The organism is Bellilinea caldifistulae (genome assembly GCF_001306055.1).
Classification (GTDB): Bacteria; Chloroflexota; Anaerolineae; order Anaerolineales; family Anaerolineaceae; genus Bellilinea; species Bellilinea caldifistulae.
In genome coordinates, this window is the sequence record NZ_LGHJ01000020.1 from 95,202 (window position 1) to 117,969 (window position 22,768).

Sequence of the window (22,768 nt, forward strand, 5' to 3'; positions counted from 1 at the left end):
GAGTAAGCGGATTTTTTTGGGTATATCTTGCGATGATGACTATACTTTAAGTTTGATTTTCTGACAAGTGCAACCTGTTCGGTTGACGGATTGGTTTCTCGATTCTATACTCATTTCAGCATGTGAATCAATTTGCGTACGAGGAATCTCATGTCCAAATCCAGCCGCTATGCGATGTTCGCTCTGTTATATTTTGCCCAAGGGGCGATTCTGAGTTATTTTACCGCTCTCAACTCTCTTTATTTACTTCGTTTTGATTTGACGATGAGCCAAATCGGACTGGTTGGGGCAATCGGACTGATTCCGTTTGTATTGAAAATTTTCCTAGGGATGTTGAGCGACCGGGTCAATTTAGCCGGTTGGGGATACCGAAAACCCTACATTGTTATCGGTTTGCTCGTTCAAAGTGCCTGTCTGCTGATCGTTCCCCAAATTAATCCGGGAAGTCAGTATGGCTTATATGCGCTGCTGGCTTTTGTTTTGATGCTGGGAATGGCTTTGTACGATACCTGTACCGATGGTTATGCTCTGGATACTACACCCCTTGAAGAACAAGGGACTATTCAGGGGTTTATGGTTGGCGGCCGGGCATTAGGAGTGGTTGCCATTTCGGCGATTTTAGGCGTGCTGGTGGAAGTTTGGGGCTGGCCGACGGCATTTTACAGTCTGGCAGTTCTTTCGTTGATTCCCCTTCCACTGGTATTGCAAATTCGGGAAAAGCCACGCAAAGCCGAACAGCAATTTTCCTGGGGGGCTTTCCGGGCTTTTACTAAGGTGTCCGTCATTTCGCTGGCGGTGTTGGGGGCGTTGTACTCGCTGATCATCAACGGTGCAAATCAACTGGTCAATCCTTTTTTGCAAAATCAATTTGGAATTACGTATGCCGCGGCAGGGTTTGTGACGACGGTATGGGGCATTGGGGTGGTGTTGGGTTCGCTGGCGGGCGGGCGGTTGACCGACCGCTGGGGACAACAACCATCCGTGATTCGAGCCATGTTCCTTTCACTGGGGGCAATTTTGCTGCTGGCGTTCACCAGCGCGGCATGGATGGTCTGGCCGTTGGTTATTCTGTTTGGACTGGCTTACGGTTTTTATGAGACGGTTTATTTCGCGCTTTCGATGAGCAAGACTGACCCGCGCATTGCCGCTTCCATGTTTTCCATATTGATGGCAGTGGCCAATATTGGGACAGGCATTGGACTGGCATTGAGCGGCACGCTGGTGGATTCGATTGGTTTTGGGTTGACATTCATGGTATTGGCGGGTTTGAATTTGCTTGCAATCCCCTTAGTCGGGCTTATTTTTGGAAGGCGGCAAGCCGTTTCAGCGCCGCTTTCATGAAACGGAGGATCGAATGGAAGGCAACGGTAGCGTTGTGAAATTTCAACTTCCCTTTCCGGATAGCTACTGGGTTATCCCCGGCCGCCTGCTCGCGGGCGAATACCCCGGTGCCATTGAGGAACATTCTGCCCGTAAAAAATTAGTCAGCCTGTTGCATTGCGGTGTCAACGCAGTTCTCAACCTGACGGAGGAAGGCGAACTGGTGGATTATGCTTCGTGGTTGATGGAAGAAGCGGCCGATTTCGGGTTGGATGTGGAAATCAGACGAATGCCGATCCGTGATTTTTCGACACCCGGTGTGGTGGAAATGATGGCAATTTTGAACCAGATGGATGAGTGGCTCAATCAGGGTAAAACGGTGTATGTGCATTGCTACGGCGGGATCGGCCGAACGGGTACAGTGGTAGGATGTTACCTGGTGAGAAAGGGGTTATCACCACGCCAAGCTTTGCAGCAAATTGCAGAACTTCGCCGCGGCACACCGGATCACTGGCGGCGTTCGCCTGAAACGGACGAACAAGTGGAGTTTGTGCTGAGCTGGCGGAAAGACCAGTAAGAAAAGGATTAAGGAAGATGGAAATTGAGATTGTCCCTTTTGAGATAAAGGATTACGACGAGGTTTATCAACTGTGGCAATCATGCGAAGGAATTGGTCTCAGCGAAGCGGATTCCCCAAACCGAATTCAGCGTTATCTTGAACGTAATCCGGGCTGTAGTTTTGTGGCTCGTAAAGATGGGCAGATTGTCGGAGCTGTGTTGGGCGGACATGATGGCCGGCGCGGTTATTTGCATCATCTGGCCGTTCATCCGGCGGCGCGTAAAATGGGTATTGGCAGCAGTCTGGCGGCGACGGCTTTAAGAGAATTGAGCCGGCAGGGGATTGATCGGGTGCATATCTTTGTGTATGCGGATAATCGGGCGGGAATTGCTTTTTGGGAAAGGATTGGCTGGCGGCTGCGTAACAATCTGGTATTGATGTCCATTGATCTTCAAAACCGCTTTACCGACTGAGCGAATTGAATAGCCGCTGGAGCGGTTTATCCAGCACAGTGAGCAGGCAAAAGCACGAAAAGCAAACCAAAGCAACCACAATCAAGATGCTGCTCAGCAGCGAACGCCGTAAAGTTCTCCAACGGGGCATCTTGATTTCACGCCATTGAGGAGCGGAATCCCAGTTGAGTTCCGGGTTCGAGAAGGTATTCCCTTGGGGGGAAATCACTTCGATTTCAGGGCGTGGGGGTTGGTCTATCTTTGTGCCAGCCATCTGTTCGGCTTGAATCGGCCGCTCAGCGCGAATGAAAATACCACAATACTCGCAAACCACTCCGGCGGGGGATTGAGAGTCGGGTAAAGGCGCACCACAGGCTGGGCAGTTAGGACTTTGCAACATTTTCCGAGAACCTCATTGGGAAAGGGGATTGACTAAAGAGCCTCTGGCTCTAGTTCAAAAGGTTTGACATGTCTTTGGCTGAAGAATAAGCAGAGATTAAAATCCATTTTTGAATTTTACCCGTTATTGGATAGGCCTGCTATCCATCCTGGCATTGCTCTTTTCTGCTTGTGTTCCACGTTTGGATCTTCAAGAATTTGAGTCGGTTGAAACAAAACAATCCAAATTAAGGTACCTCGCTTTGGGTGATTCCTATACGGTTGGGGAAGGTATAAGTAAGGGGGATTCACTGCCTTATCAACTGGTGGATGAATTGGCGGAAGAGGGTTATTCATTTGGAGAACCATTGGTGATTGCGCGCACAGGATGGACAACCGATGAGTTGATCCGCGCAATGGATGAAAAACCACCTGAGGGAAGGTATGATCTGGTTACCCTGCTTATCGGGGTCAATAATCAATTTCGTGGATATTCTCTGGAAATCTACCGAAGTGAATTCGGAGAATTGCTGGAGCGTTCCATTGAATATGTCGGCAGCAACCCAGCCTGTGTGATCGTGCTCTCTATACCCGATTGGGGAGTTACGCCATTTGCTCAAAGGATGGGATTCGAACGAGGACAGATTTCTCTCCAAATTGACCGCTTCAATTGGATTAACCGCGAGGAATCCGAACTGGCGGGGGTGAGATATGTGGATATCACAGCGATTTCTCGTCGGGCTGGAGATGAGGTAAATTGGGTTGCAGCAGACGGGTTACATCCTTCGCGTAGCATGATTCAGGCGTGGGTAGAGAAGACTCTCCCTGAAGCAAAAGCCTGTTTGAATGAAAAATAAAAAATTTTGCAATTTTGCGACTTGACCTAGCGGGTTGGGTTGGGTATGATTTACCAATCTAAAAAAAAGAGGCAAGAAAATGGTCAAGATCCCGCGCTGTATGAGTACCCAACATCCCGATAATGTGCAAGTTCCCTTCTTTTCGGATAATTCCGAGCTGCAAGGGGAAGACGAAGTGCAGGAAGCCTATTATGTTTTTTCGCATCTCGGCTGTGATGAGCAGATGTGGGATTACGAAGGCAAGGAAGTTGATAATTTTGTCATTAAAAAATTATTGACTACCTATACCTCGTATTTTCAGCAAAACTTAATCGGCAGAGACGTTTTTATCACGCCGCGCATCCCAAACCCGGCGGTTGAACGCAGTGAGGCAAAAATCCTGCTGGAAACCCTCGGCAGTATTCCGCGTTCTTACGATGCGGCTGAGATATTTCAGGCCGGACACCCCGCCCCGATTTTTGAAGTTATCCTGCCAATGACCATCTCGGCTGAGGATTTGAACCGGATTTATGTTTATTACGAACACTTTGTGGCAGGACGCAACAACACAAAGCTGCCCGGCACGGATCTCACCATTGGGGAATGGCTGGGACAGTTTCGCCCACAACGTATTCACGTGATTCCTTTATTCGAGGCGGTGGAACACATGCTGGCTGCGGCGGATGTGATGGAAGAATACCTGCGGGATAAGCCATTAGAATATCATCGGGTGTTCCTGGCCAGGTCCGATCCGGCGATGAATTCCGGGTTGGTCAGTACGGTACTGGCCAATAAAATTGCCTTGAAGCGGCTTGAAAAATTGGAAAAGAGGCTGGGAAAGCCACTCTATCCAATTCTGGGGGTGGGTTCTGCGCCTTTTCGCGGGCATCTTAAACCTTCAACCGTCGAACAGGTGGTGCAGGAATACCCTTCGGTGCAGACTTTCACGATTCAATCGGCGTTCAAGTATGATTATCCGGCCCTGCAAGTAGGGCAGGCCATCCGCCGGCTGCATGAGTTGCCGCGCAGGGCGGCTCAAGAAGTGGATGAGAAGCGTTGCTTTGAAATAATGGAGAAGTACACTCAAGCCTATCGAGAAGCAATCATGGAACTGGCCGGGGTGATTAACAATGTTGCTGCTTATGTGCCCCGCCGGCGTAAACGCAAATTACACATCGGTTTGTTCGGTTATTCCCGCAATGTCAACGGTGTTTCGTTGCCACGCGCCATTTCCTTCACGGCAGCGTTGTACACCATTGGTCTGCCCCCGGAATTGTTGGGTCTGCAATCTTTGAGCAACGAAGATCTGGCGTTTCTGCGCCAAACCTACATCAACCTTGATGCTGATCTGCAGGCTGCCTTACGCTTTGCGGATCTGGAAAATCCATTCCTTAAGAAGGAGTTACGGCAGGCTATTGACCGGTTGGGGATTTCAGTGGAAGTTAACCAGGATCACCTGGAAATCAGCCGTCGGGTGGTGGAAGCCGTGCGGAACAATCGCTTCCACCGGTTGGATGAATGGATCCTTCAGGCGGCAAATTTACGCCAGTTTTTAGGATGAGATTGTTGGTAGCAGAAAAAGGCTTCCCCACCAATTTCGGGGGGAAGCCTTTTAGCGGTTTGGTTCTTTGGGGTTAGATAAAGACGATCTGAGCGCCTTCGGTCATGTCCATGAAGTCGCCGGCTGTAACGATGTCAATCACCCCCTCGACGAAATCGTCTTTGGTCAGACCCATCATGTCCACCGACATTTTGCAGGCATACAATTTCGCGCCAGCATCTACCAGCATTTGCAGGTATTCGCGCACCGGTGGCACTTCCAAAGCCTTCATTTTGTCTTTCATTAACTTAGTGGCAAATGCGGTCATTCCGGGCAGGATGCCAACGATGTTGGGAATGCCCAGATTACCCGGTATACCCATCATGCTCATCTTCATGCTGGTGTTAGCTACCGGGGCAATTTCCAGATGATCAACGCGATGTTTGTTGATGATGTCCAATCCCCAGAAAGTGAAGAAAATGGTGACATCAATGCCATTCCCGAGGGCTGCCCAACCCATCACCAGTGCAGGCAGTGCCATATCTAGCGTGCCTTTTGAGCAGATAAATGCTATCTTGCGTTCGTCAGACATTGCAGTTTCTCCTTATTCCACTTTAAGTATTTGGAGTGCGGATTTATACACAGCCCTCGGGTTTGCCCAGTCCAGCAATCCGGGCGACCTTCTTGGCAGGTCCTTTGGGGAACAGGGCGAAGAGTTCCTTCGTTGAAACCCCCGTACCCACTGTAATCTGTCGAAGGGTAGGTGCCTTGCCGCTTGCGCCTGCGGACTGCCGGCAGAAGTTGATAATCTTCCAGTGTTCAGCAGTCAGCTCGGGGATGCCTTCTTCTTTGGCGATTTCGACGGCAATTTCCTCAGTCCATTCATTTGGATTGATCATGAAGCCTTCTTCGTTGACTTCAACGGTCTTTCCTGCAATTGTTTTTGCAACCATGATTTTTTCCTCCGGTTTTTTTTTAGAATTGATTTAGTATGAGCTTCACGCTCAGGGTTTATGAACTGGATTGGACGGGTTGTCCATTGACACTTTGCACGCCAATGGCGCGTAAAATCCGCAGGGTTAGCGCCAGACCGCGCCGCACGGCCGGGTCTTGCATCTGACGCAGTATGCTCCACATGGAGGTATCCACCGGTTGAGACACTTCTTCTTCCGCCAACAATAAGGTGTTGCGCACAAATGACATGATTTCCGGTTGGGTCATATCTTTGACCGTATTCAAGATCAGGACAATGTTATCGCTCAGCCGATTGACATCTTCCTCGGTGAAGGAAGTTACCACATTGTCCACCAGCCGGCCACCGCCGCGCGCAAAGGCGAAATACCCTTTTCGGTCGAGTTCATCCATCAAATCGGTCAGTTTGGTGATCATCTCACGACTGATCGGACCTACCGTGGCGAGCAGGTCACTCAGGCTATCCAGTTGGTCGAGCAGCATTTCCAGCTGAGGTACATGCCGGAGAAGTTTCTTGCTCAGGCGCAGCAGGTCCTCCATGCGGATTTCTTCCTGCACTTCCTCGAGTTCGCGGGTGACGATGTCCATTGCCTCGCGGGCAATCGGCATGGCCGTATCCACGAGGTCGGCGCGTGATTCTCTTTCCTGTTGTGCCAGACGTGCCTGTTCTGTCAGGTAAGCCACCTGTGCGGTTAGCGCATCCAGTTTTTGGTTGAGAGCCAGGAGATCGGTTTCAAGAGTCATGATCCCTCCTATACCAATCGCTTACCACTCATGCTCATTTCAGAGGGAAGGGGGACTTCCATGCCTTTGAGCAAAAGATGCCAGTACATCCAGCGGAACATCAGCTTGCCCCAATGGTTGAATTCCGACTCTTCCAGCAGAGTCAATGGCCCAATTCCCGGCAGAGGGTAGCGCCCCGGTAAAGGTTCCTGCTCGTAGTTGAAGTCAATCATCAAACCTTTACCAAAGCCTGTCTCGATGAAGCAGTTGGCGTGACCGTCAAAATAGGGCTTTAATTCATGGCCTTCCACATAACGCAGGAAGTTTTCAGTGAACAGGTCAATGGCAAAGTGGGCGGTGGCGCCGGCTTTCGAAGCCGGAGCGTCGGAGGCATCCCCCAGAACGAAGATATTATCATAGGCTTTGGAACGCAGGGTGTATTGATCTACGGGAACGTAGTTCAATTCATTGCCCAGGCCGGAACGGGCGACAAACTCAGCCCCCTTGTTGAGGGGCACGGTCACGAGCAAATCGTATTCGATTTCGCGCTCATCGTAGGAAACGATTTTTTTAGCATCCGGTTCAACCCGTTCGATCATAAAATCAGCCTCAACCTGGATATTCTTGCGCTCCAACAGTTCACCCAAGAGACGGGAGGCAACCGGTTTTGTAAATGCACCTGGGAGGGGAGTAGCGTAAATGATTTCCACGCGGTCGCGTTTGCCGTGTTTGTGAAAGTGCCAATCGGCCAGCATGATGAATTCCAGAGGTGCGACCGGGCACTTAATCGGATTTTCAACCACATTGACCACCAACCGCCCGCCTTCCCAATTGTGAAGCATCTGGTTTAGTTTCAGGCTGGTATCCAGCGTGTAGAACGAATGAATGGATTTTCCCCATTCATGTTCAGCCATGCCGGGGGTTTCTTCAGGGTGGATGTCGGTACCGGTGGCAATGATCAAATAATCGTAAGAAAGGGATTGTTTGTTGGCAAGCCGGACAAGCCGTTGCACAGGATCAACCTCTTCGACTGCGGACTGGATGAGTGTGAGCGGGGCAGAGATGTAATCCCGTTTGGGCTTGATGACATCTTTCCTGGTGTACATTCCAAAAGGAATGAACAGGAAACCGGGTTGATAGTAGTGGATTGGATCAGGGTCAACCAGCGTGATTTGCCATTCATCCAGATCCATGACTCGCTTGAAGCGATTGGCTACAATTGTTCCAGCCGTACCTGCACCTAAGATGACCAGTTTTTTCATGGAAACTTGCTCCTTTTATCAGGAAATTTGAGTGAGATTAGCGATTTGCTGTAATCTTTCGATGAAAGATGTTCGTTCGCGCAGGATGCCCTCGACCGCTCGGGCAGCAATTGCCGGCCATGAATTCACTCGGCTATGGATGTCCGGAGGGATGCGCGGAATCTTTTCGAAGGCATCTTGAAGCAGGTCAAAGGGGATGTCGTATTGTTGGGAGAGCTCCTCAAGCCGTTGTTGGGCGGTTTCGGAAGAATGCCTCAAACAGCCTCCGGTGACAAACCAGCCGATCCGTTTGGAATTTTCCATCACAGGATGAACCCAATAACTCAATCCGGCATGGCAGGTGAGAAGATTTTCGCCCGCGGCTGCCTGACGGGCGAATTCTCGCCAGTTTTGCAGGCAGGCAGCCCGTCCACTGGCGCTTTTCCAGAGCAGGCGGCAAAAATCACAGGGATTGCTGATTTCGGTTTGGGGGTCGCCTTCCACATCCAGGATGATGGCACTCAGGCCGCTTACTTCGGCGAAGAGATCCTGTACAGGTTGAACGCAATGAGCTGGAAAAGCGGCGGTTAATTCCGCTGCGGCTGCACTTTCTACGGAAGATCCGCTTCCACTGCTGAGCAATTTTTCAACGTTGCTGCGTGGGAAGCGCCATTGCTGACCGATTTTGACCCCTTTCAACCGCCCATCTTGCAGCATGCGGTAAATGGTAATGCGGTCAACTTTGAGCAGTTCCTGAACCTGACGGGTAGTAAGTAATTCTTCCATAGTTTGATATAAAAAGTTATAACAACCTGTATCAGCCTTATCATAGCCCGCTAAAAGAATTGTGCAAAGTGATGAATGTCATGACGAATGTCATATCGTTCTTTTCTTCACAATCGATTCTGTCTAATCTTTTGAGGTTCTTGCAATTGATTTCACCCGATGAGAAAGTTATTATTAACCCTGTCTACAACATTATCTATCCCAATGAATTTTTTGAGATCAGCGGGTTCAAAGGTGAATGCGTTAGAAGACTGATCTTGTGCGGATCGGATTAGACAATTGTGCAAGACGAGAAATTTTTATGGGAGAGATATAATGAATGAAGGTCAACTGGATTGGCTCGAATCCGGGCAATTTATCACTCTGACCACCTTTCGAAAAAATGGTCAGGCTGTTCCAACGCCGGTTTGGTTTGTCTGGCAGGATGACCGCTTATATGTTTATACACAAGAACAATCCGGAAAAGCCAAACGAATCCGTGCTAATGGACGGGCATTAATCGCTCCCAGTGACGTTCGCGGAAATCCGCTGGGAGACTTCATTGACGCTCGCGGGAAAATCCTGAGGGATGCAGATAAAATCAAACAGGTTGACCGCCTGTTTGATAAAAAGTACGGCATTCAGCGCAAATTGATCGGTTTAATGTCCCGCTTTCGGGGTGGTCGTTCGCAGGCAACCCCCTGCTTTTTGGAATTCGTTTTGAATCCGGAAAAAGAAACCGCTGGTTAGGGATTATTCAGATTGCTCGATTGAGTTTGTCGAGGTGAGAGTTGACTCGCTCTGACCAACGGGCGGGGTTGATTGTAAAGCCTGCAACCGCTGTTCGGCGCTGGTTAACTTTTCTTTGAGTTCCTCAATTTCTTTTTCAAGAGAAGCAATTTTTTTATTACGGGCAGCCAGCTGCCAGCGAGTTCGAATTGAACCGGGCAGGATTGTCAGCAGGCCAATGATCACGCCGACAAATGCTGCCAGCAGCAAAACCAGTGCCAGTGATTGATTAAACTGCCAGACAAAAAAACTTACGCTGACAGCAGCGGTGTTCTGAAGTGCAAAGATGACCGCAATTACCGCAATGATTAAAGCCAGAATCAGTAGCAGTGTGATCATCGTCGAAACCTCCTGTGCGTAAAAATCTAATCCTCGTGACAGGCAAAAGCCATCCCAACCGCGCCGGGGCCAATGTGAGCGCCGATAACCGGGCTGATTGTAGAATACCAGGTTTGTTGAAGGCGATTTCCCAGCCGATCCTTAACGAGATTGAGTAAAGTTTCGGCCAATTCGGGAATATCTGCGTAAAGGCTGGCCGCGATGATACGGCTACATTTTCCCACTTTTCTTTCCATCAATTCGACCATTCGCTGCATGGCGCGGCTCATCGTGCGGACTTTTTCGCAGGACTCAATGACGCCATTGCGGGTTTCGAGGATGGGGTGAATTTTCAAGGCTGAACCCACTAACGCCGCTGCCCCGCCGATGCGGCCGCCGCGGTGTAGAAATTCCAGTGTGCCGGGGATGAAATAGGTATGACTGGCCTCTCGAATTTTTCGGGCAATTCGTTCGCATTCCGCCAGAGTTGCACCCTGTGCCGCAGCGCGGGCGGCTTCGACTACCTGAAAGGCCATCGCCGCTGCCCCGGTAAGGGAATCAAATACCCGAATTTTTTCTGATGCCAGCTCGCGGGCTGCCTGAATGGCTGCGGCCACGGTTCCGGAAACCTTCCCAGAGATGTGAATACTGAGGATATCGTACCCTTTTTCCAACCAGCGGCGGTAAACATTCAAGAAGGTCTGTAAAGGAATTTGTGAGGTGCGCGGCATTTCCGATGAGCTGGCCAGCCGACGGAAGAAATCTTCGGGATTCAGGTCAATTCCATCCGCGTAAGATTTTCCCTCCCACGTCAAATAAAGGGGGATGACTTCCACTGGCAAAGAATCGGTTTGAAAAGGGGGTAAATAGGCGCTGCTGTCGGTAATCACAATGACGTTTCTCATCTTTTCCCTTTCCGAACGGGGGATTGAAAAAATTGTAGCACGCCTCTTGAGATAATTCAATTTGGAAAACCGCCAGGATTAATTCTTTCTTAAAACCTTGACAGATACTGAGACGCTATGATAGGATTTGCGAGTAAGTATTTTACAGAAAGGGTGCACACGAGATGGTAGAAATCTGCACTGTTCATACTCTTAGCAACCTGCTCGCCGTCAGTGGTGGGGTTGCTTACGTACCTTCTCGGAGTGCGCCTGTTGCCCGGTAAGTTGAACGAATTGTAAAACGCCGACAGCCACGGGAGCACGCCGATCCCGTGGCTGTTTGTTTCTTTAGTAATCCGGTTCATTCCAGCCACGGGAAAAGAAAACCCCGTGGCTTTTTTTTCGTAGTGTTATCAGGAGGTGTTGTCATGTTGAAGAAAAATCATCACTCCGAGCCGAATCTGTCCAAAGGGAAACCTTTATCAAGTGGAAAGAATGATTTTCAACAACCAATGGAGTCAACCGTGTTTGAAGTATTTATGCGCAATGGATCTTACCGTGTGGATTATTTGAATAGCGAAAGGTTCGGAACACCTCCTTCTCTGGCAATGTATGTCTCAGGCGACTTGCCGGTTGGTCAGCCATACAGCCGTACTGCAAAGCGCTGCCTGCAAAGCGGTTTGATGGCGATTCGCCAAATGGGGCAGCTTTCGAATTTGGTCGGTGTGTATGTGGATATTGCTCAATCGGATGTTCAAAAACGGCCGGCGCTTGAGCAGTTGTTAAGGGATGGGCTGGCGGGAGTTTTCCACCGTTTGCTGATCGTTTGTGAAAAAAAGGTTGAAGATTTCAACCCCCTGTTGCGAGACTGGCAAAAGCATCTTGAAAAACTTTCCGCTTGCGAAATCCTGATCGCCGATGTGGAGAAGGTTTGGTTGATCGAACGCGCAAAAACCTCTTTGCGGGAGTTTCGGGTGGTTGATGCGCAATCGGTTTGGATTTTGGAATAAATTCCTTCGGAGAATTCAAATGTTCAAAACACAATTATTTGAGTCACAATCGTTGTTGTTGGACCCGTACGACCCGGATAAGGATGCAGCATACGAAGCCTTCTTTACTCGCCGCTGGCATTATACATGGGGGTCTATGCTCTACACCGAAGCGCATCCTCTGTCCGAATTTCAGGTGAAAAAGAAACGGGAAGAGCAGTTAAAACGCTGTGCGGAAAGCCGCGATTCTTTTCTTTTTGCTATCCGGTTACGTGAACAGAAAAGGTTTATCGGCGTTGTGGAATTGCCGTGGGTGTCGTGGTCGAACCGGATGGCGTGGATGAAGGTTCTGATTGGAGAGGAGTCAATCGAGGCGGCTTACTTGCCAGAGGCGGTCAAAATGGGGTTGCGCTACGCTTTTGATGAACTGGATATGGCACTGGTTGCCAGCAGCACCGGTGAATTTCAGCCGCAAGTGTTGCAGACCCTTCAAAGCTTGGGAATGCGGGTGTGTGTGCGCCAGCGCCAAATGGTCTACTTTCAAAACCAGTACTGGGATCGGATCATCGTTGGAATGTCTCAATCAGACTGGCAAACCAACTATTCGGAGGAACAAGGGCAATGAGCGGAGACTTGTTAATGGGTAAACTGGTTCGACTGGTCGCGATGGATGTTGAGGAAGATCCCCGGTTGATTTCTGAATGGGATCGAGACAGTGAATTTCAACGGCTGCTGAATTCAGAGAGTGCATCCCGCTATAACTCAAAGCAGGTGAAAGAATTTCTGGAAAAAGATATTGACTCGATGCATTTTTATATGATTCAACGGTTGGAAGATGACCGTAAGATCGGGTTAATTGACCTGAACGGTATTGATTGGGTCAGCAGAAATGCATGGGTTGGGATCGGCATCGGCGAACGCGAATTTTGGGGCAAGGGTTATGGCACAGATGCCATGAAGGTGCTGCTGCGCTATGCTTTCACGATCCTCAATTTGCAACGGGTGAGTCTGAACGTTTTTGATTTCAACCAACGCGGTTATGCTTCCTACAAAAAATGTGGATTTAAGGAAGAAGGGCGTCTGCCGGCAGCATTGCTGAAAGGCGGCAAACGCTGGGATTTAATTTTCATGGGCGTTTTACGTTCGGACTGGGAAGAACTTCAAAAATCAACGAGCGAAAAGGAGTAAGAAATGCGTGAGAAAATTGCACTTCAAATTCGACCATTTGACCAGGGTTATCTTCGCGAGGTAGTCAATTTGTTGAATGCAGCCCAGGCAGCCATCAATGGTAAGCCTATGACAACCGAAGAAGAATTGCAGGCGGAATTAAATTCACCGGGGTTCAATCCCGAAACGGATGTCCGTTTATTTCTGGATGATGAAGAGCGACTGGTTGGATATGCGGAGTTTTGGGATCGTGGTCAACCGCATGTGAGGTTGTTTGGCTTTGGCGCAGTCCACCCGCAGGATTGGGGTAAAGGCATTGGAACGATGATTGTGCAGTGGCTTGAACAACGCGCTCAGCAAAGTCTCCCGCTTGCTCCGACCGATGCGCAGGTGGTCATTCACAGCAGCGTCATGGCGCGGAATGAGCGAGCCAAACGCTTGTACGAACGGCTGGGCTACCACCACATTCGTACGTTTTATCGAATGCGCATAGATTTCGATCAGCCGCCGCGCAAACCGCTTTTACCTGCGGGGATCCAAATTCGGCCGATCCAAGACGAAAAAGACCTTCGTCTGGGAATTTTTGCCGACCACGATTCGTTCAAAGATCACTGGGGCTTTGTTCAGGAAGGTGAGGATTTCGAGTCCTTTTACAAGCGAATGGCTTATTTTCTGCAAAATGATCCTTTTGTAGATTTAAAAAACAGTCTTCTGGCGATGGATGGTGAAGAAGTGGCCGGAGTTTGTTTTAATTCCACGGGAACAGTTGAGGATGCCCGGCAGGGGTGGGTGAATATTCTGGGGGTACGTCGTCCGTGGCGGAAACGCGGATTGGGATTGGCTCTGCTGCTGACATCATTCAACACTTTTTATGCGTTGGGTTTGACCTCCGCCGGTCTGGGAGTGGACAGCGCCAACCTGACCGGTGCGCTTCGCCTCTATGAACAGGCGGGCATGCGGGTTGAAGAAGAGTACCACACTTACGAGAAGGAACTGCGCTCCGGCCGGCCTTTATTCAATCGCGGTTGAGTTTTAACAATGTCTGGCGGTGAGTTTTTACCGCCGCACCGCCAGACAAAAACTTTCGTGGTATACTCCTGCGGTTGAAGGAAGTGAGGATGGTTGAAGCCGTGATTCGAGCTGTAATTTTTGATATGGGCGGGGTGATTTTACGAACCGAAGATCCTTCTCCGCGGGAAAGGCTGGCACATAGCCTGGGAATGACTCGCCGGGCGCTGGAAGAGGCGGTTTTCATGAGTCCTTCTTCCAGACTGGCCGAAGTGGGCGAAATCAGCGAAGCGGAACACTGGAGAATTGTCCTCGATCAACTGGGGGTGCGAGAAGAGGAAAGATTGGCCTTTCGAGAGGCGTTCTGGTCAGGCGATCGGGTAGATTACCAGTTGGTGGAATGGTTGCGGAACTTGCGTCCTTCCTACAAAACCGGTTTGTTGAGCAATGCCTGGGATGAAGCCCGCAATGCCGTTCAGTCCAGATTTGGTTTTCTGGATGCATTCGATGTGAGTTTGTTTTCAGCGGAAGTGAAACTGCGTAAACCCGACGAACGTTTTTATCGTTTGATTCTTGAGCGGTTGGGAGCAAAACCTGAGGAATCTGTATTTGTGGACGACTTTCCACCCAACATCGAGGCGGCTTCGAAATTGGGAATGCAAGCCGTTCACTTTCGCGACCCGCAGCAAGCTCTAAAGGAGGTGCGGGACTTGTTAAATCATCAAACGGGTCAGGTTTACAGGTGATGCAGCCGGATATTTCCTTCGAGAAATATTCCAAAATGACCATCGGGGTGATTGCCGATACTCATGTGCCAGACCGAATTGACGGGCTGCATCCTGATCTGGAAGATGTCTTACGCTCACAAAAAGTAGATGCCATCATTCACGCCGGGGATATTTCCAGTCCGGTGGTAGTGAGACAATTGGAGCAGATTGCACCGGTTTTTGCCGTGCGGGGCAACCGCGATTGGGCATTTAGAAAGACCTTACCATGGTCGCGCAGTTTACTAATGGGAGGTATCCGCATTTTGCTAACTCACGGTCAGGGCAGGTTGGGGGATTATCTGGTGGATAAAATCTGGTATTTGCTGGATGGTTATCGTCCAGAACGGTATTTGGCGTTGATCGAACGCCAGTTGGAGAATGAACAGGTCATCATTTTTGGGCATACCCACCGTGCGCTGGTACTGGAAAAGCATGGCCGTTTATTTCTCAACCCCGGATCGGCGGCTTTTGGAATTGGAAAAGATGCTCACCCTTCGATTGGATTCTTGCAAATTGATGATGGAAAGGTCGCTGCCCGGATTGTGAACTTGCCGAAAATGAAGATGAATGGCCGGGGTTGGAAGAAATTTTAAGATTGAGTTTTTCGCAAATTTATTAACATTTGAATTTTCGTGGTATAATAACAATTTGCGTATTAAGATAGAATGCCTTAAAAGGGTCTGGAAACATTGTTTGGTATCATGCAAACGGTGATATCCTGTCCGTAATTTCTGTCAGGAGAAAAAAATGCCTTCTGTTCTCAAAACCAAATCTTACGCTCGAATTCCGGTTGTTTATGACCTTCCTAACTTAATTGAGGTGCAGATCGAGTCTTTCAAGCGCCTGAAGTCGGAGGGATTGGCGGATTTATTCCACGAGATTTCACCAATTGAATCGTACAACAAGGGGATGAAGTTGTATTTCCCAAGCCGCTCCCCCGAAGCGGAGCAATGGGGTTTGAAATTCTGGTTCGGTGAGCCCAAGCATTCGATCGAGGAATGCGTCGAGCGCGATTTGACCTACGCCAGCCCGTTGTATGTATCGGTTCTGCTGGCTGGACCGGACGTGCCGGAGCCAATCAAACAGGATATTTTCCTCGGCGATTTTCCGGAAATGACGGAAAAGGGCACCTTTATTATTAACGGCACAGAACGGGTGGTCGTTTCACAACTGATTCGTTCGCCGGGTGTCTATTTTGAAGCGCCGGTTGATCGGGCTACCGGTCACCGCCTGGCAATGGCCAAGTTGATTCCTGACCGGGGCGCATGGATGGAGTTTGAGACTCGTAAAAATGACTACTTGATTCTCAAATTCAACCGGAAGCGCACGGTTCCGATCACCATCTTCCTGCGCGCTCTGGCGGCGGTTTCGGATGGATTGGGCAACTCGCCGATTAAAACCGGGTCGGACGAGGAATTGATTGCTCTCTTTCAGGACGTGGATAATAACCCGGATCGGCTGTTTATTACCTCCACCATCCGGCAGGAGCCGCCATGGGACTTAAGCGGAGGATTGACCATTGGTGAAGCCGCACTGATTGAATTCTTCAAGCGGATGCGCCCCGGCGACCCGGCCACCCTTGAAAATGCGCGTGAATTCCTGGAAGAGCAGTTATTCGACCAGCGCCATTACGATTTGGAGAAGGTTGGGCGGTACAAACTCAACCAGAAACTGGACCTGATGGATAAGATTCCGATGAGCCACCGCACGGTCACAGCCTGGGATGTGGTCTATCTGGTGCGGCGGATGATCATGATCAACAACGAAAAAGAAGACAAGGATGATATTGATCACCTTGGCAACCGCCGCGTAAAAACGGTTGGTGAATTGATCCAGAACAAATTACGGGTTGGCTTGCGCCGAATGGAGCGGGTGATCAAGGAACGCATGTCCATCCGCGATCAGGATCAGACCTCACCGGTGAGTTTGGTCAATATTCGTCCGGTCGTGGCGGCCTTGCGGGAATTTTTCGGTTCCAGCCAGCTTTCGCAGTTTATGGATCAAACAAACCCGCTGGCTGAGTTGCGTCACAAACGCACCCTTTCGGCGTTAGGACCGGGTGGTCTGCGGCGCGAACGGGCCGGTTTTGATGTGCGCGATGTGCATCACTCGCACTATGGGCGTATCTGCCCGATTGAAACGCCGGAAGGCCCAAACATTGGCTTGATTGGGCGTTTGGCCAGTTATGCACGGGTGAATGAATACGGCTTTATTGAGACTCCCTACCGACGGGTAGTTAAAGCGCTCTCATCCAACGATCCCCAACTGGTTGGCCGGGCGCTGGCAGAAAACCTTGCCGATCCGGAAACGGGTGAAGTGATTTTACGACAGGGTGAACGGGTTACCCCTGATTTACTGCCGGTGATTCAAAAATTGAACCGTTCGACCATTTTTGTGGTTCCGTTTGTCTCCGAAGAGGTCGAGTATCTTTCAGCAGATGCGGAGGATAAATTCGTCATTGCTCAGGCAAACACCCCGCTCAACGAATACAATGAGTTTGTAGAGACCCGCATCATGTGCCGGCACCACTCGGATTTCCGGATGTCCTCGCCGGAGGCGGTCAATTACATGGACGTAGCCCCTCATCAGGTGGTGGGTATCAGTGCATCCTTAATCCCCTTCCTTGAACACGATGATGCCAACCGCGCTTTGATGGGTTCAAACATGCAGGCGCAGGCTGTGCCGCTGGTTCAACCGGACATCCCGATCATTTCGACTGGCATGGAAGCGTATGCCGCTCTGGATTCAGGGCAGGTGTTAATTGCAGAGGAAGATGGGGATGTGGTTTCGGTTACCGGCCGCCAAATTGTAGTACGCAGTGAGTCGGGGTTGCGCACCTATAACCTGCGCAAATATCAGCGTTCCAATCAATCTACCTGTATTGATCAACGCCCGGCAGTGGTCAAGGGTCAGCGCGTGCGGAAAGGTGATGTGCTGGCCGATTCCTCGTCAACCGTGAACGGTAATCTGGCGTTGGGACAAAATGTGGTGGTGGCATTTCTTTCCTGGGAAGGTGGCAATTTTGAAGATGCGATTTTGATCTCGGAAAAACTGGTGCAGGATGACCGGTTCACCTCCGTTCACATTGAAAAGTACGAGGTCGAAGCGCGCGACACGAAATTGGGTCCAGAAGAGATCACCCGTGACATTCCGAATGTGGGCGAGGATGCCATCAAAGACCTTGATGAACACGGCATCATCCGTATCGGTGCAGAAGTCGGCCCGAATGATATTCTGGTCGGCAAAATCACACCCAAAGGTGAAAAAGAACTGACACCCGAGGAGCGCTTGTTGCGGGCGATCTTTGGCGAGAAATCGCGGGATGTTAAGGATACTTCTCTGCGGATGCCGCATGGCGAACGCGGCAAGGTAGTGGATGTCAAGGTGTTTACCCGCGAAGAAAACAGCGATTTATCTGCGGGTGTGGATATGATGGTGCGTGTATCGGTCGCGCAGCGCCGAAAGATCACCGCGGGGGATAAAATGGCCGGCCGCCACGGGAACAAAGGCGTGGTTTCGCGGGTTGTGCCGGTTGAGAATATGCCGTTCCTGGAAGATGGCACACCGGTTGATATTATCCTCAATCCGCTGGGTGTACCCGGCCGTATGAATATCGGTCAGGTGTTGGAAACTCACCTGGGCTGGGCGGCGCAGCGCCTGGGCTTTCGGGCAATTACGCCCGTCTTCGATGGCGCCAATGAGAAAGAAATTGAAGCCGAACTTGCGCGGGCGTGGATCATTGATCAGGCCTGGAAGGAAGCTGGCGAACGCGCATGGCGGTGGTTGAAAGAGCAGACTTATGATCCGGAAAGCATCCGGGATGATAACGAAGTCCGCTTGCTCTTCCTCGAACAAGAACTTTCCCGCCACGGTTATGACATCGAAAAACTTTCCTACGACGAAAATTATGCGCGCTGGTCGTGGATGGAGGTCTGGCTGCAAGAGCATGGTTACGATCCAAAGGAAGTGCTGGTTTATGAGGAAAATGTAACCCGCGACCCGCAAATGCAAGCCAAGGACCAGCGAGCTGTGACGGTGTGTTTGCGGCTGTGGCTGCATGAGAATGGTGTGGAAGTGGATGCCGCTGCGGATGATCAAGAGGTGCGTCAGCGGGCAGAAGCTTATATGCTGGAAAGCGGTAATCCTATACCGGTAATTGGCAAAGTGATTTTAAGGGATGGCAAAACTGGTTTACCCTATGATCAACCGGTTACCGTGGGAGTGATGACCATGCTCAAGCTGCACCATCTCGTGGAAGACAAAGTCCATGCCCGCTCAACCGGCCCGTATTCGCTGGTCACTCAGCAGCCATTGGGCGGTAAAGCCCAGTTTGGCGGTCAGCGCTTTGGCGAGATGGAAGTGTGGGCATTGGAAGCCTATGGGGCGGCCTATACTCTCCAGGAAATGTTGACCGTAAAATCGGATGATGTACAGGGGCGTGTGGCAACCTACGAGGCAATTGTCAAAAATGAGCCGATCGAAGAACCCAGCCTGCCGGCCTCGTTCCGGGTGCTGGTCAAGGAATTGCAAAGTCTGGGTCTGGCAGTGGAAGCCGTAATGGATTCCGGCGAGGTCATCCGATTTGGGAAGGATGAAGAACGCGTGCGCCCGCCCAAACTGGAAACCGGCTTACTGACATTAGGAGAGGAACTGGATGAACTGATGTGAAAGGTTGACGGAGAATACCCACCGTGATATAATCCATCTCCGTGCCTTTACTGTCCGAAAACGCAGTTCTAACGGACGAACGGGAATCAGTGAGGCGATCTCTTGATGTGATCGCCTCCATTGTTGAAAAAAACACACAATCAATCAAGGCGAGCAATCGCCGCAGGACTAATCTTCTGGAGGCAAAAGAACGTGCCAACAATTAACCAACTGATCCGCAAAGGTCGTCAAACCAAGAAGGTCAAGAGCAAGGCTCCTGCGCTGCAATACACCTATAACTCGATGAAGCAGCGCCGCACCCGTCAGGAAAAGGGTGCCCCGCAGAAGCGGGGCGTGTGTACCTCGGTGCGTACCATGACCCCCAAGAAGCCGAACTCGGCGCTGCGCAAGATTGCCCGTGTTCGTCTGACCAACATGATTGAGGTGACTGCCTACATTCCGGGCGAAGGTCACCAGTTGCAAGAGCACTCGGTGGTGCTGGTGCGCGGCGGTCGTGTGAAGGACTTGCCGGGTGTCCGCTATCACATTGTGCGCGGTACGCTGGATGCGACCGGGGTTGCCAAACGGGCTCAGGGTCGCTCGAAGTACGGTGCCAAGAAAGCCAAGAAATAAGCCTGACCTGAGGATGGAGAAAGTTTCATGCGTCGAACGAAACCGGAAAAACGAGAAGTTCCACCTGATGTACGCTATAACAGCGTAGATCTGCAAAAGTTCATTCATCACATTCTGCGCCGCGGAAAGAAAAGCCTGGCGGTATCCATTGTTTATGATGCGATGGATATGGTCAAGGAAAAGACCGGCCGAAACCCTTTGGAAGTTTTTGAATTGGCGCTGAAAAATGTCGGCCCGATTATGGAAGTGCGCCCGCGTCGGGTGGGTGGTGCCACCTATCAGGTGCCGATGGAAGTGCCCGGCGAGCGTCGTCTGGCGCTTGCCATGCGCTGGATTGCGGATGCTGCCCGTGCGCGCTCCGGCAAATCCTTCGCGGAGAAAATTGCGGCCGAATTGATTGACGCTGCCAATAATCAGGGTAATGCGGTGCGTAAACGTGAGGAAACTCATAAGATGGCCGAGGCCAACCGGGCTTTCTCCCACTATCGGGTATAGCCGGTGTTTTGGCAGATTGGCTTAGTGCAGGAAGAGACTCATGCCGCGTAATTTTCCGTTAGAAAAGTGCCGCAATATCGGGATCATCGCTCACATTGATGCGGGTAAAACCACCACAACGGAGCGGATCCTCTTTTACACCGGCAAGACATATCGAATTGGCTCGGTGGATGAAGGCACAACCGTTACCGATTGGATGGCGCAGGAACGGGAGCGCGGTATTACCATTGTCTCGGCTGCGGTAACGGCGGAGTGGAAGGGCTATCAGATTAATGTCATTGATACGCCCGGTCACATTGACTTTACGGCAGAGGTTCAGCGTTCGCTGCGGGTTTTGGATGGGGGAGTGGTGATTTTCGATGCGGTTCAAGGGGTTGAACCGCAAAGCGAAACCGTCTGGCGTCAGGCAGACCGTTACCATGTCCCGCGGATTTGCTTCGTCAACAAGATGGACCGTGTGGGGGCTTCCTTTGAGCGCACAATCGAATCGATCCGTCAGCGCCTGGGGGCAAACCCAATTGCCATGCAAATTCCGATTGGCGAAGAGTCGGCATTTGAGGGAGTGGTGGACTTGTTGACCATGCAAGCCATCACGTGGGAAGATGAACTGGGGCGTGAGCCAAAATACGGTAAGATTCCCGATCATCTGCTGGCGCAGGCGCAGGAAATGCGTGCCATCATGGTTGAAAAGATTGCCGAATTCGAGGATGAATTAATCATCAAGTTCCTCGAAGGGGAAGAAATTTCGGTCGAAGAGTTGAAACAGGTGCTGCGAAGAGCGGTCATCGCCAACAAAGCAACACCTGTTTTTTGCGGTTCGTCCCTTCGTAATAAGGGTGTTCAGCCAATTCTGGATGCGATCATTGATTATCTACCTTCGCCGCGGGATATTCCGCCCGTGAAAGGGGTGGATCCGGAAAATCACGACCGGGTGATTGAACGCCCGGCCGACGATGACGCGCCGATGAGCGCGCTGGTCTTTAAGATCGTTTCTGACCCCTATGTGGGGCGGCTGGCGTACTTCCGCGTATATTCCGGTAAAGTAGTACAGGGAGAGACCGTGCTCAATTCTTCCAAAAATCGTAAAGAACGAATTGGGCGCATGGTACGCATGTACGCCGATCGGCGCGAGGATATCACCGAAGTGTACGCCGGGGATATTGGGGCGGTTTTGGGTTTCAAAGATACTTTCACCGGTGATACCCTTTGTGACCCCAAGCATCCGATTTTGTTGGAAAGCATTACATTCCCCGAACCGGTTATTTTTGTGGCTGTAGAGCCCAAGACCACAGCCGATCAAGACCGCATGGCAGAAGCCCTGCGCCGGCTGGCAGAAGAAGACCCCACTTTTAAAGTCCGCACGGATGAAAATACCGGGCAGACCATTATTGCCGGTATGGGTGAACTTCATCTGGACATTATCGTGGATCGCATGATGCGCGAGTTTCGGGTGCAGGCCAATGTTGGCCGTCCGCGGGTTTCCTACCGCGAAACGATCACCCGTCCGGTGGTTGGCGTCAACTACAAGTATGTGAAACAAACCGGTGGGCGTGGTCAATACGGTCATGTGGTGTTGACTCTTGAACCTCTCGAACGCGGAAACGGCATTCGTTTTGTGGATCGAATTGTGGGTGGCGTCATTCCTAAAGAATACATTCCAGCGGTGGAAAAAGGGGTAATGGAAGCAGCCGAGTCGGGGGTGCTGGCGGGGTATCCCGTGACGGATATTCAGGTCACCCTGACGGATGGTTCATATCACGAGGTCGACTCCAGTGAAATGGCGTTCAAAATGGCTGCGATTTTCGCCTTCAAAGAAGGTATGCAGCGCGGAGCGCCGGTACTTTTGGAGCCGATCATGAAAGTGGAGGTTGTCTTACCGGAAGAATATTTGGGTGATGTACTGGCTCAATTGAATTCCCGTCGGGCGGAAATCCAGGGGATGGATATTCGCCCGGGCAATGCCCAGGCCATACGCGCGCTGGTGCCTCTGGCAGAAATGTTTGGGTATACAACCGAGCTACGCTCGGCAACGCAGGGTAGGGGTGTTTATTCGATGGAGTTCCACCATTACGCCCCTGTTCCCGAATCGGTCAAACAAAAAATCATCATCTAATATCATTCACTGAATCACCATCAGGACTTTTTGCGAGGAGAGATAAAAAAACATGGCGAAGCAAAAATTTGAGCGAACGAAACCGCATTTGAACGTAGGCACCATGGGGCACATTGACCATGGGAAAACGACGTTGACCGCGGCAATCACCAAGTGGTGCAGTCTGTTAGGG

The 22,768-nt window shown here is 50.7% G+C and carries 25 protein-coding genes; 17 read left to right on the plus strand and 8 right to left on the minus strand.

The window, feature by feature from the left end; genetic code table 11:
* The first annotated feature begins 150 nt into the window (after positions 1–150).
* The 3 genes from AC812_RS14955 to AC812_RS14965 are packed head-to-tail and all read left to right on the plus strand — an operon-like array spanning position 151 to position 2,352.
* Positions 151–1,341 carry an MFS transporter gene (locus AC812_RS14955; RefSeq protein WP_061915169.1) on the plus strand — a complete coding sequence of 397 codons (1,191 nt, stop codon included), beginning with the start codon at positions 151–153 and terminating at the stop codon, positions 1,339–1,341.
* A gap of 13 nt (positions 1,342–1,354) precedes the next feature.
* Positions 1,355–1,897, plus strand: a complete 543-nt coding sequence (locus AC812_RS14960; RefSeq protein WP_061915170.1) for a protein-tyrosine phosphatase family protein — start codon at positions 1,355–1,357, stop codon at positions 1,895–1,897.
* Positions 1,898–1,914: 17 nt separating this feature from the next.
* Positions 1,915–2,352, plus strand: a complete 438-nt coding sequence (locus AC812_RS14965; protein ID WP_061915173.1) for a GNAT family N-acetyltransferase — start codon at positions 1,915–1,917, stop codon at positions 2,350–2,352.
* On the opposite strand, the gene AC812_RS14970 is transcribed toward AC812_RS14965, so the two are convergent.
* Entirely contained in the window at positions 2,342–2,731 is a 390-nt protein-coding gene (locus AC812_RS14970) for a TFIIB-type zinc ribbon-containing protein (RefSeq protein WP_061915176.1), read from the minus strand. The genes AC812_RS14965 and AC812_RS14970 overlap by 11 nt on opposite strands.
* Positions 2,732–2,840: 109 nt before the next feature.
* Between AC812_RS14970 and AC812_RS14975 the strand changes: the two genes are divergently transcribed.
* Both AC812_RS14975 and ppcA read left to right on the plus strand, forming a co-directional pair.
* Entirely contained in the window at positions 2,841–3,566 is a 726-nt protein-coding gene (locus AC812_RS14975) for an SGNH/GDSL hydrolase family protein (RefSeq protein ID WP_211261493.1), read from the plus strand.
* A 79-nt stretch (positions 3,567–3,645) separates the two neighbouring features.
* On the plus strand, positions 3,646–5,106 hold the full coding sequence (gene ppcA / locus AC812_RS14980) for a phosphoenolpyruvate carboxylase (protein ID WP_082149011.1): 1,461 nt from the start codon (positions 3,646–3,648) through the stop codon (positions 5,104–5,106).
* 73 nt (positions 5,107–5,179) lie between these two features.
* On the opposite strand, the gene AC812_RS14985 is transcribed toward ppcA, so the two are convergent.
* Genes AC812_RS14985 through AC812_RS15005 form a run of 5 tightly spaced genes read right to left on the minus strand, consistent with a single transcriptional unit; the run spans position 5,180 to position 8,807 of the window.
* On the minus strand, positions 5,180–5,677 hold the full coding sequence (locus AC812_RS14985; protein ID WP_061915180.1) for a DsrE/DsrF/DrsH-like family protein: 498 nt from the start codon (positions 5,675–5,677) through the stop codon (positions 5,180–5,182).
* A 43-nt stretch (positions 5,678–5,720) separates the two neighbouring features.
* Entirely contained in the window at positions 5,721–6,038 is a 318-nt protein-coding gene (locus AC812_RS14990; RefSeq protein ID WP_061915183.1) for a TusE/DsrC/DsvC family sulfur relay protein, read from the minus strand.
* Between the two features lie 58 nt (positions 6,039–6,096).
* Positions 6,097–6,801 (minus strand): helical membrane plugin domain-containing protein, encoded by a 705-nt coding sequence (locus AC812_RS14995; RefSeq protein WP_061915186.1) that lies wholly within the window; start codon positions 6,799–6,801, stop codon positions 6,097–6,099.
* Between the two features lie 8 nt (positions 6,802–6,809).
* The gene (gene sqr, locus AC812_RS15000; RefSeq protein WP_061915189.1) at positions 6,810–8,042 is read right to left on the minus strand and encodes a type III sulfide quinone reductase, selenoprotein subtype; all 1,233 of its coding nucleotides are present in this window, start codon (positions 8,040–8,042) and stop codon (positions 6,810–6,812) included.
* An 18-nt stretch (positions 8,043–8,060) separates the two neighbouring features.
* Positions 8,061–8,807, minus strand: coding sequence for a PocR ligand-binding domain-containing protein (locus AC812_RS15005; RefSeq protein WP_061915192.1), 747 nt, complete (start codon positions 8,805–8,807; stop codon positions 8,061–8,063).
* 315 nt (positions 8,808–9,122) lie between these two features.
* Here AC812_RS15005 and AC812_RS15010 point away from each other — a divergent pair, with 315 nt between their 5' ends.
* Positions 9,123–9,536 (plus strand): PPOX class F420-dependent oxidoreductase, encoded by a 414-nt coding sequence (locus AC812_RS15010; RefSeq protein ID WP_061915195.1) that lies wholly within the window; start codon positions 9,123–9,125, stop codon positions 9,534–9,536.
* Positions 9,537–9,539: 3 nt separating this feature from the next.
* Here the strand turns inward: AC812_RS15010 and AC812_RS15015 are convergent, their stop codons facing one another.
* Both AC812_RS15015 and AC812_RS15020 read right to left on the minus strand, forming a co-directional pair.
* Complete coding sequence (locus tag AC812_RS15015; RefSeq protein ID WP_061915200.1) at positions 9,540–9,914, minus strand: lipopolysaccharide assembly protein LapA domain-containing protein; 375 nt, start codon at positions 9,912–9,914, stop codon at positions 9,540–9,542.
* A gap of 26 nt (positions 9,915–9,940) precedes the next feature.
* Entirely contained in the window at positions 9,941–10,798 is an 858-nt protein-coding gene (locus tag AC812_RS15020; protein ID WP_061915204.1) for a DegV family protein, read from the minus strand.
* Positions 10,799–11,205: 407 nt separating this feature from the next.
* Between AC812_RS15020 and AC812_RS15025 the strand changes: the two genes are divergently transcribed.
* From AC812_RS15025 to AC812_RS17305, 11 genes are all read left to right on the plus strand, one after another.
* Positions 11,206–11,787, plus strand: coding sequence for a hypothetical protein (locus AC812_RS15025; protein WP_061915207.1), 582 nt, complete (start codon positions 11,206–11,208; stop codon positions 11,785–11,787).
* Positions 11,788–11,806: 19 nt separating this feature from the next.
* Positions 11,807–12,391: a GNAT family N-acetyltransferase gene (locus tag AC812_RS15030; protein ID WP_061915211.1), complete on the plus strand. Its 585-nt coding sequence runs from the start codon at positions 11,807–11,809 to the stop codon at positions 12,389–12,391.
* A complete protein-coding gene (locus AC812_RS15035; protein ID WP_061915214.1) occupies positions 12,388–12,954 on the plus strand; it encodes a GNAT family N-acetyltransferase in 567 nt (188 codons plus the stop codon). Before AC812_RS15030 ends, AC812_RS15035 begins: the two co-directional genes overlap by 4 nt.
* Positions 12,955–12,957: 3 nt before the next feature.
* Positions 12,958–13,962, plus strand: coding sequence for a GNAT family N-acetyltransferase (locus tag AC812_RS15040; RefSeq protein ID WP_061915218.1), 1,005 nt, complete (start codon positions 12,958–12,960; stop codon positions 13,960–13,962).
* A gap of 89 nt (positions 13,963–14,051) precedes the next feature.
* A complete protein-coding gene (locus AC812_RS15045) occupies positions 14,052–14,687 on the plus strand; it encodes an HAD family hydrolase (RefSeq protein ID WP_061915220.1) in 636 nt (211 codons plus the stop codon).
* Positions 14,687–15,301 carry a metallophosphoesterase family protein gene (locus AC812_RS15050; protein WP_061915223.1) on the plus strand — a complete coding sequence of 205 codons (615 nt, stop codon included), beginning with the start codon at positions 14,687–14,689 and terminating at the stop codon, positions 15,299–15,301. The genes AC812_RS15045 and AC812_RS15050 overlap by 1 nt, the downstream gene beginning before the upstream one ends.
* Before the next feature lie 154 nt (positions 15,302–15,455).
* Positions 15,456–19,376: a DNA-directed RNA polymerase subunit beta gene (gene rpoB / locus AC812_RS15055; RefSeq protein ID WP_061915225.1), complete on the plus strand. Its 3,921-nt coding sequence runs from the start codon at positions 15,456–15,458 to the stop codon at positions 19,374–19,376.
* A 192-nt stretch (positions 19,377–19,568) separates the two neighbouring features.
* Positions 19,569–19,988: a 30S ribosomal protein S12 gene (rpsL, locus tag AC812_RS15060; protein WP_061915228.1), complete on the plus strand. Its 420-nt coding sequence runs from the start codon at positions 19,569–19,571 to the stop codon at positions 19,986–19,988.
* A gap of 27 nt (positions 19,989–20,015) precedes the next feature.
* On the plus strand, positions 20,016–20,483 hold the full coding sequence (rpsG, locus tag AC812_RS15065) for a 30S ribosomal protein S7 (RefSeq protein WP_061915231.1): 468 nt from the start codon (positions 20,016–20,018) through the stop codon (positions 20,481–20,483).
* Positions 20,484–20,523: 40 nt separating this feature from the next.
* Positions 20,524–22,596: an elongation factor G gene (gene fusA, locus AC812_RS15070; protein WP_061915233.1), complete on the plus strand. Its 2,073-nt coding sequence runs from the start codon at positions 20,524–20,526 to the stop codon at positions 22,594–22,596.
* Between the two features lie 52 nt (positions 22,597–22,648).
* On the plus strand, positions 22,649–22,768 hold a 120-nt coding region (locus tag AC812_RS17305; RefSeq protein ID WP_248842573.1), incomplete at its 3' end, for a GTP-binding protein.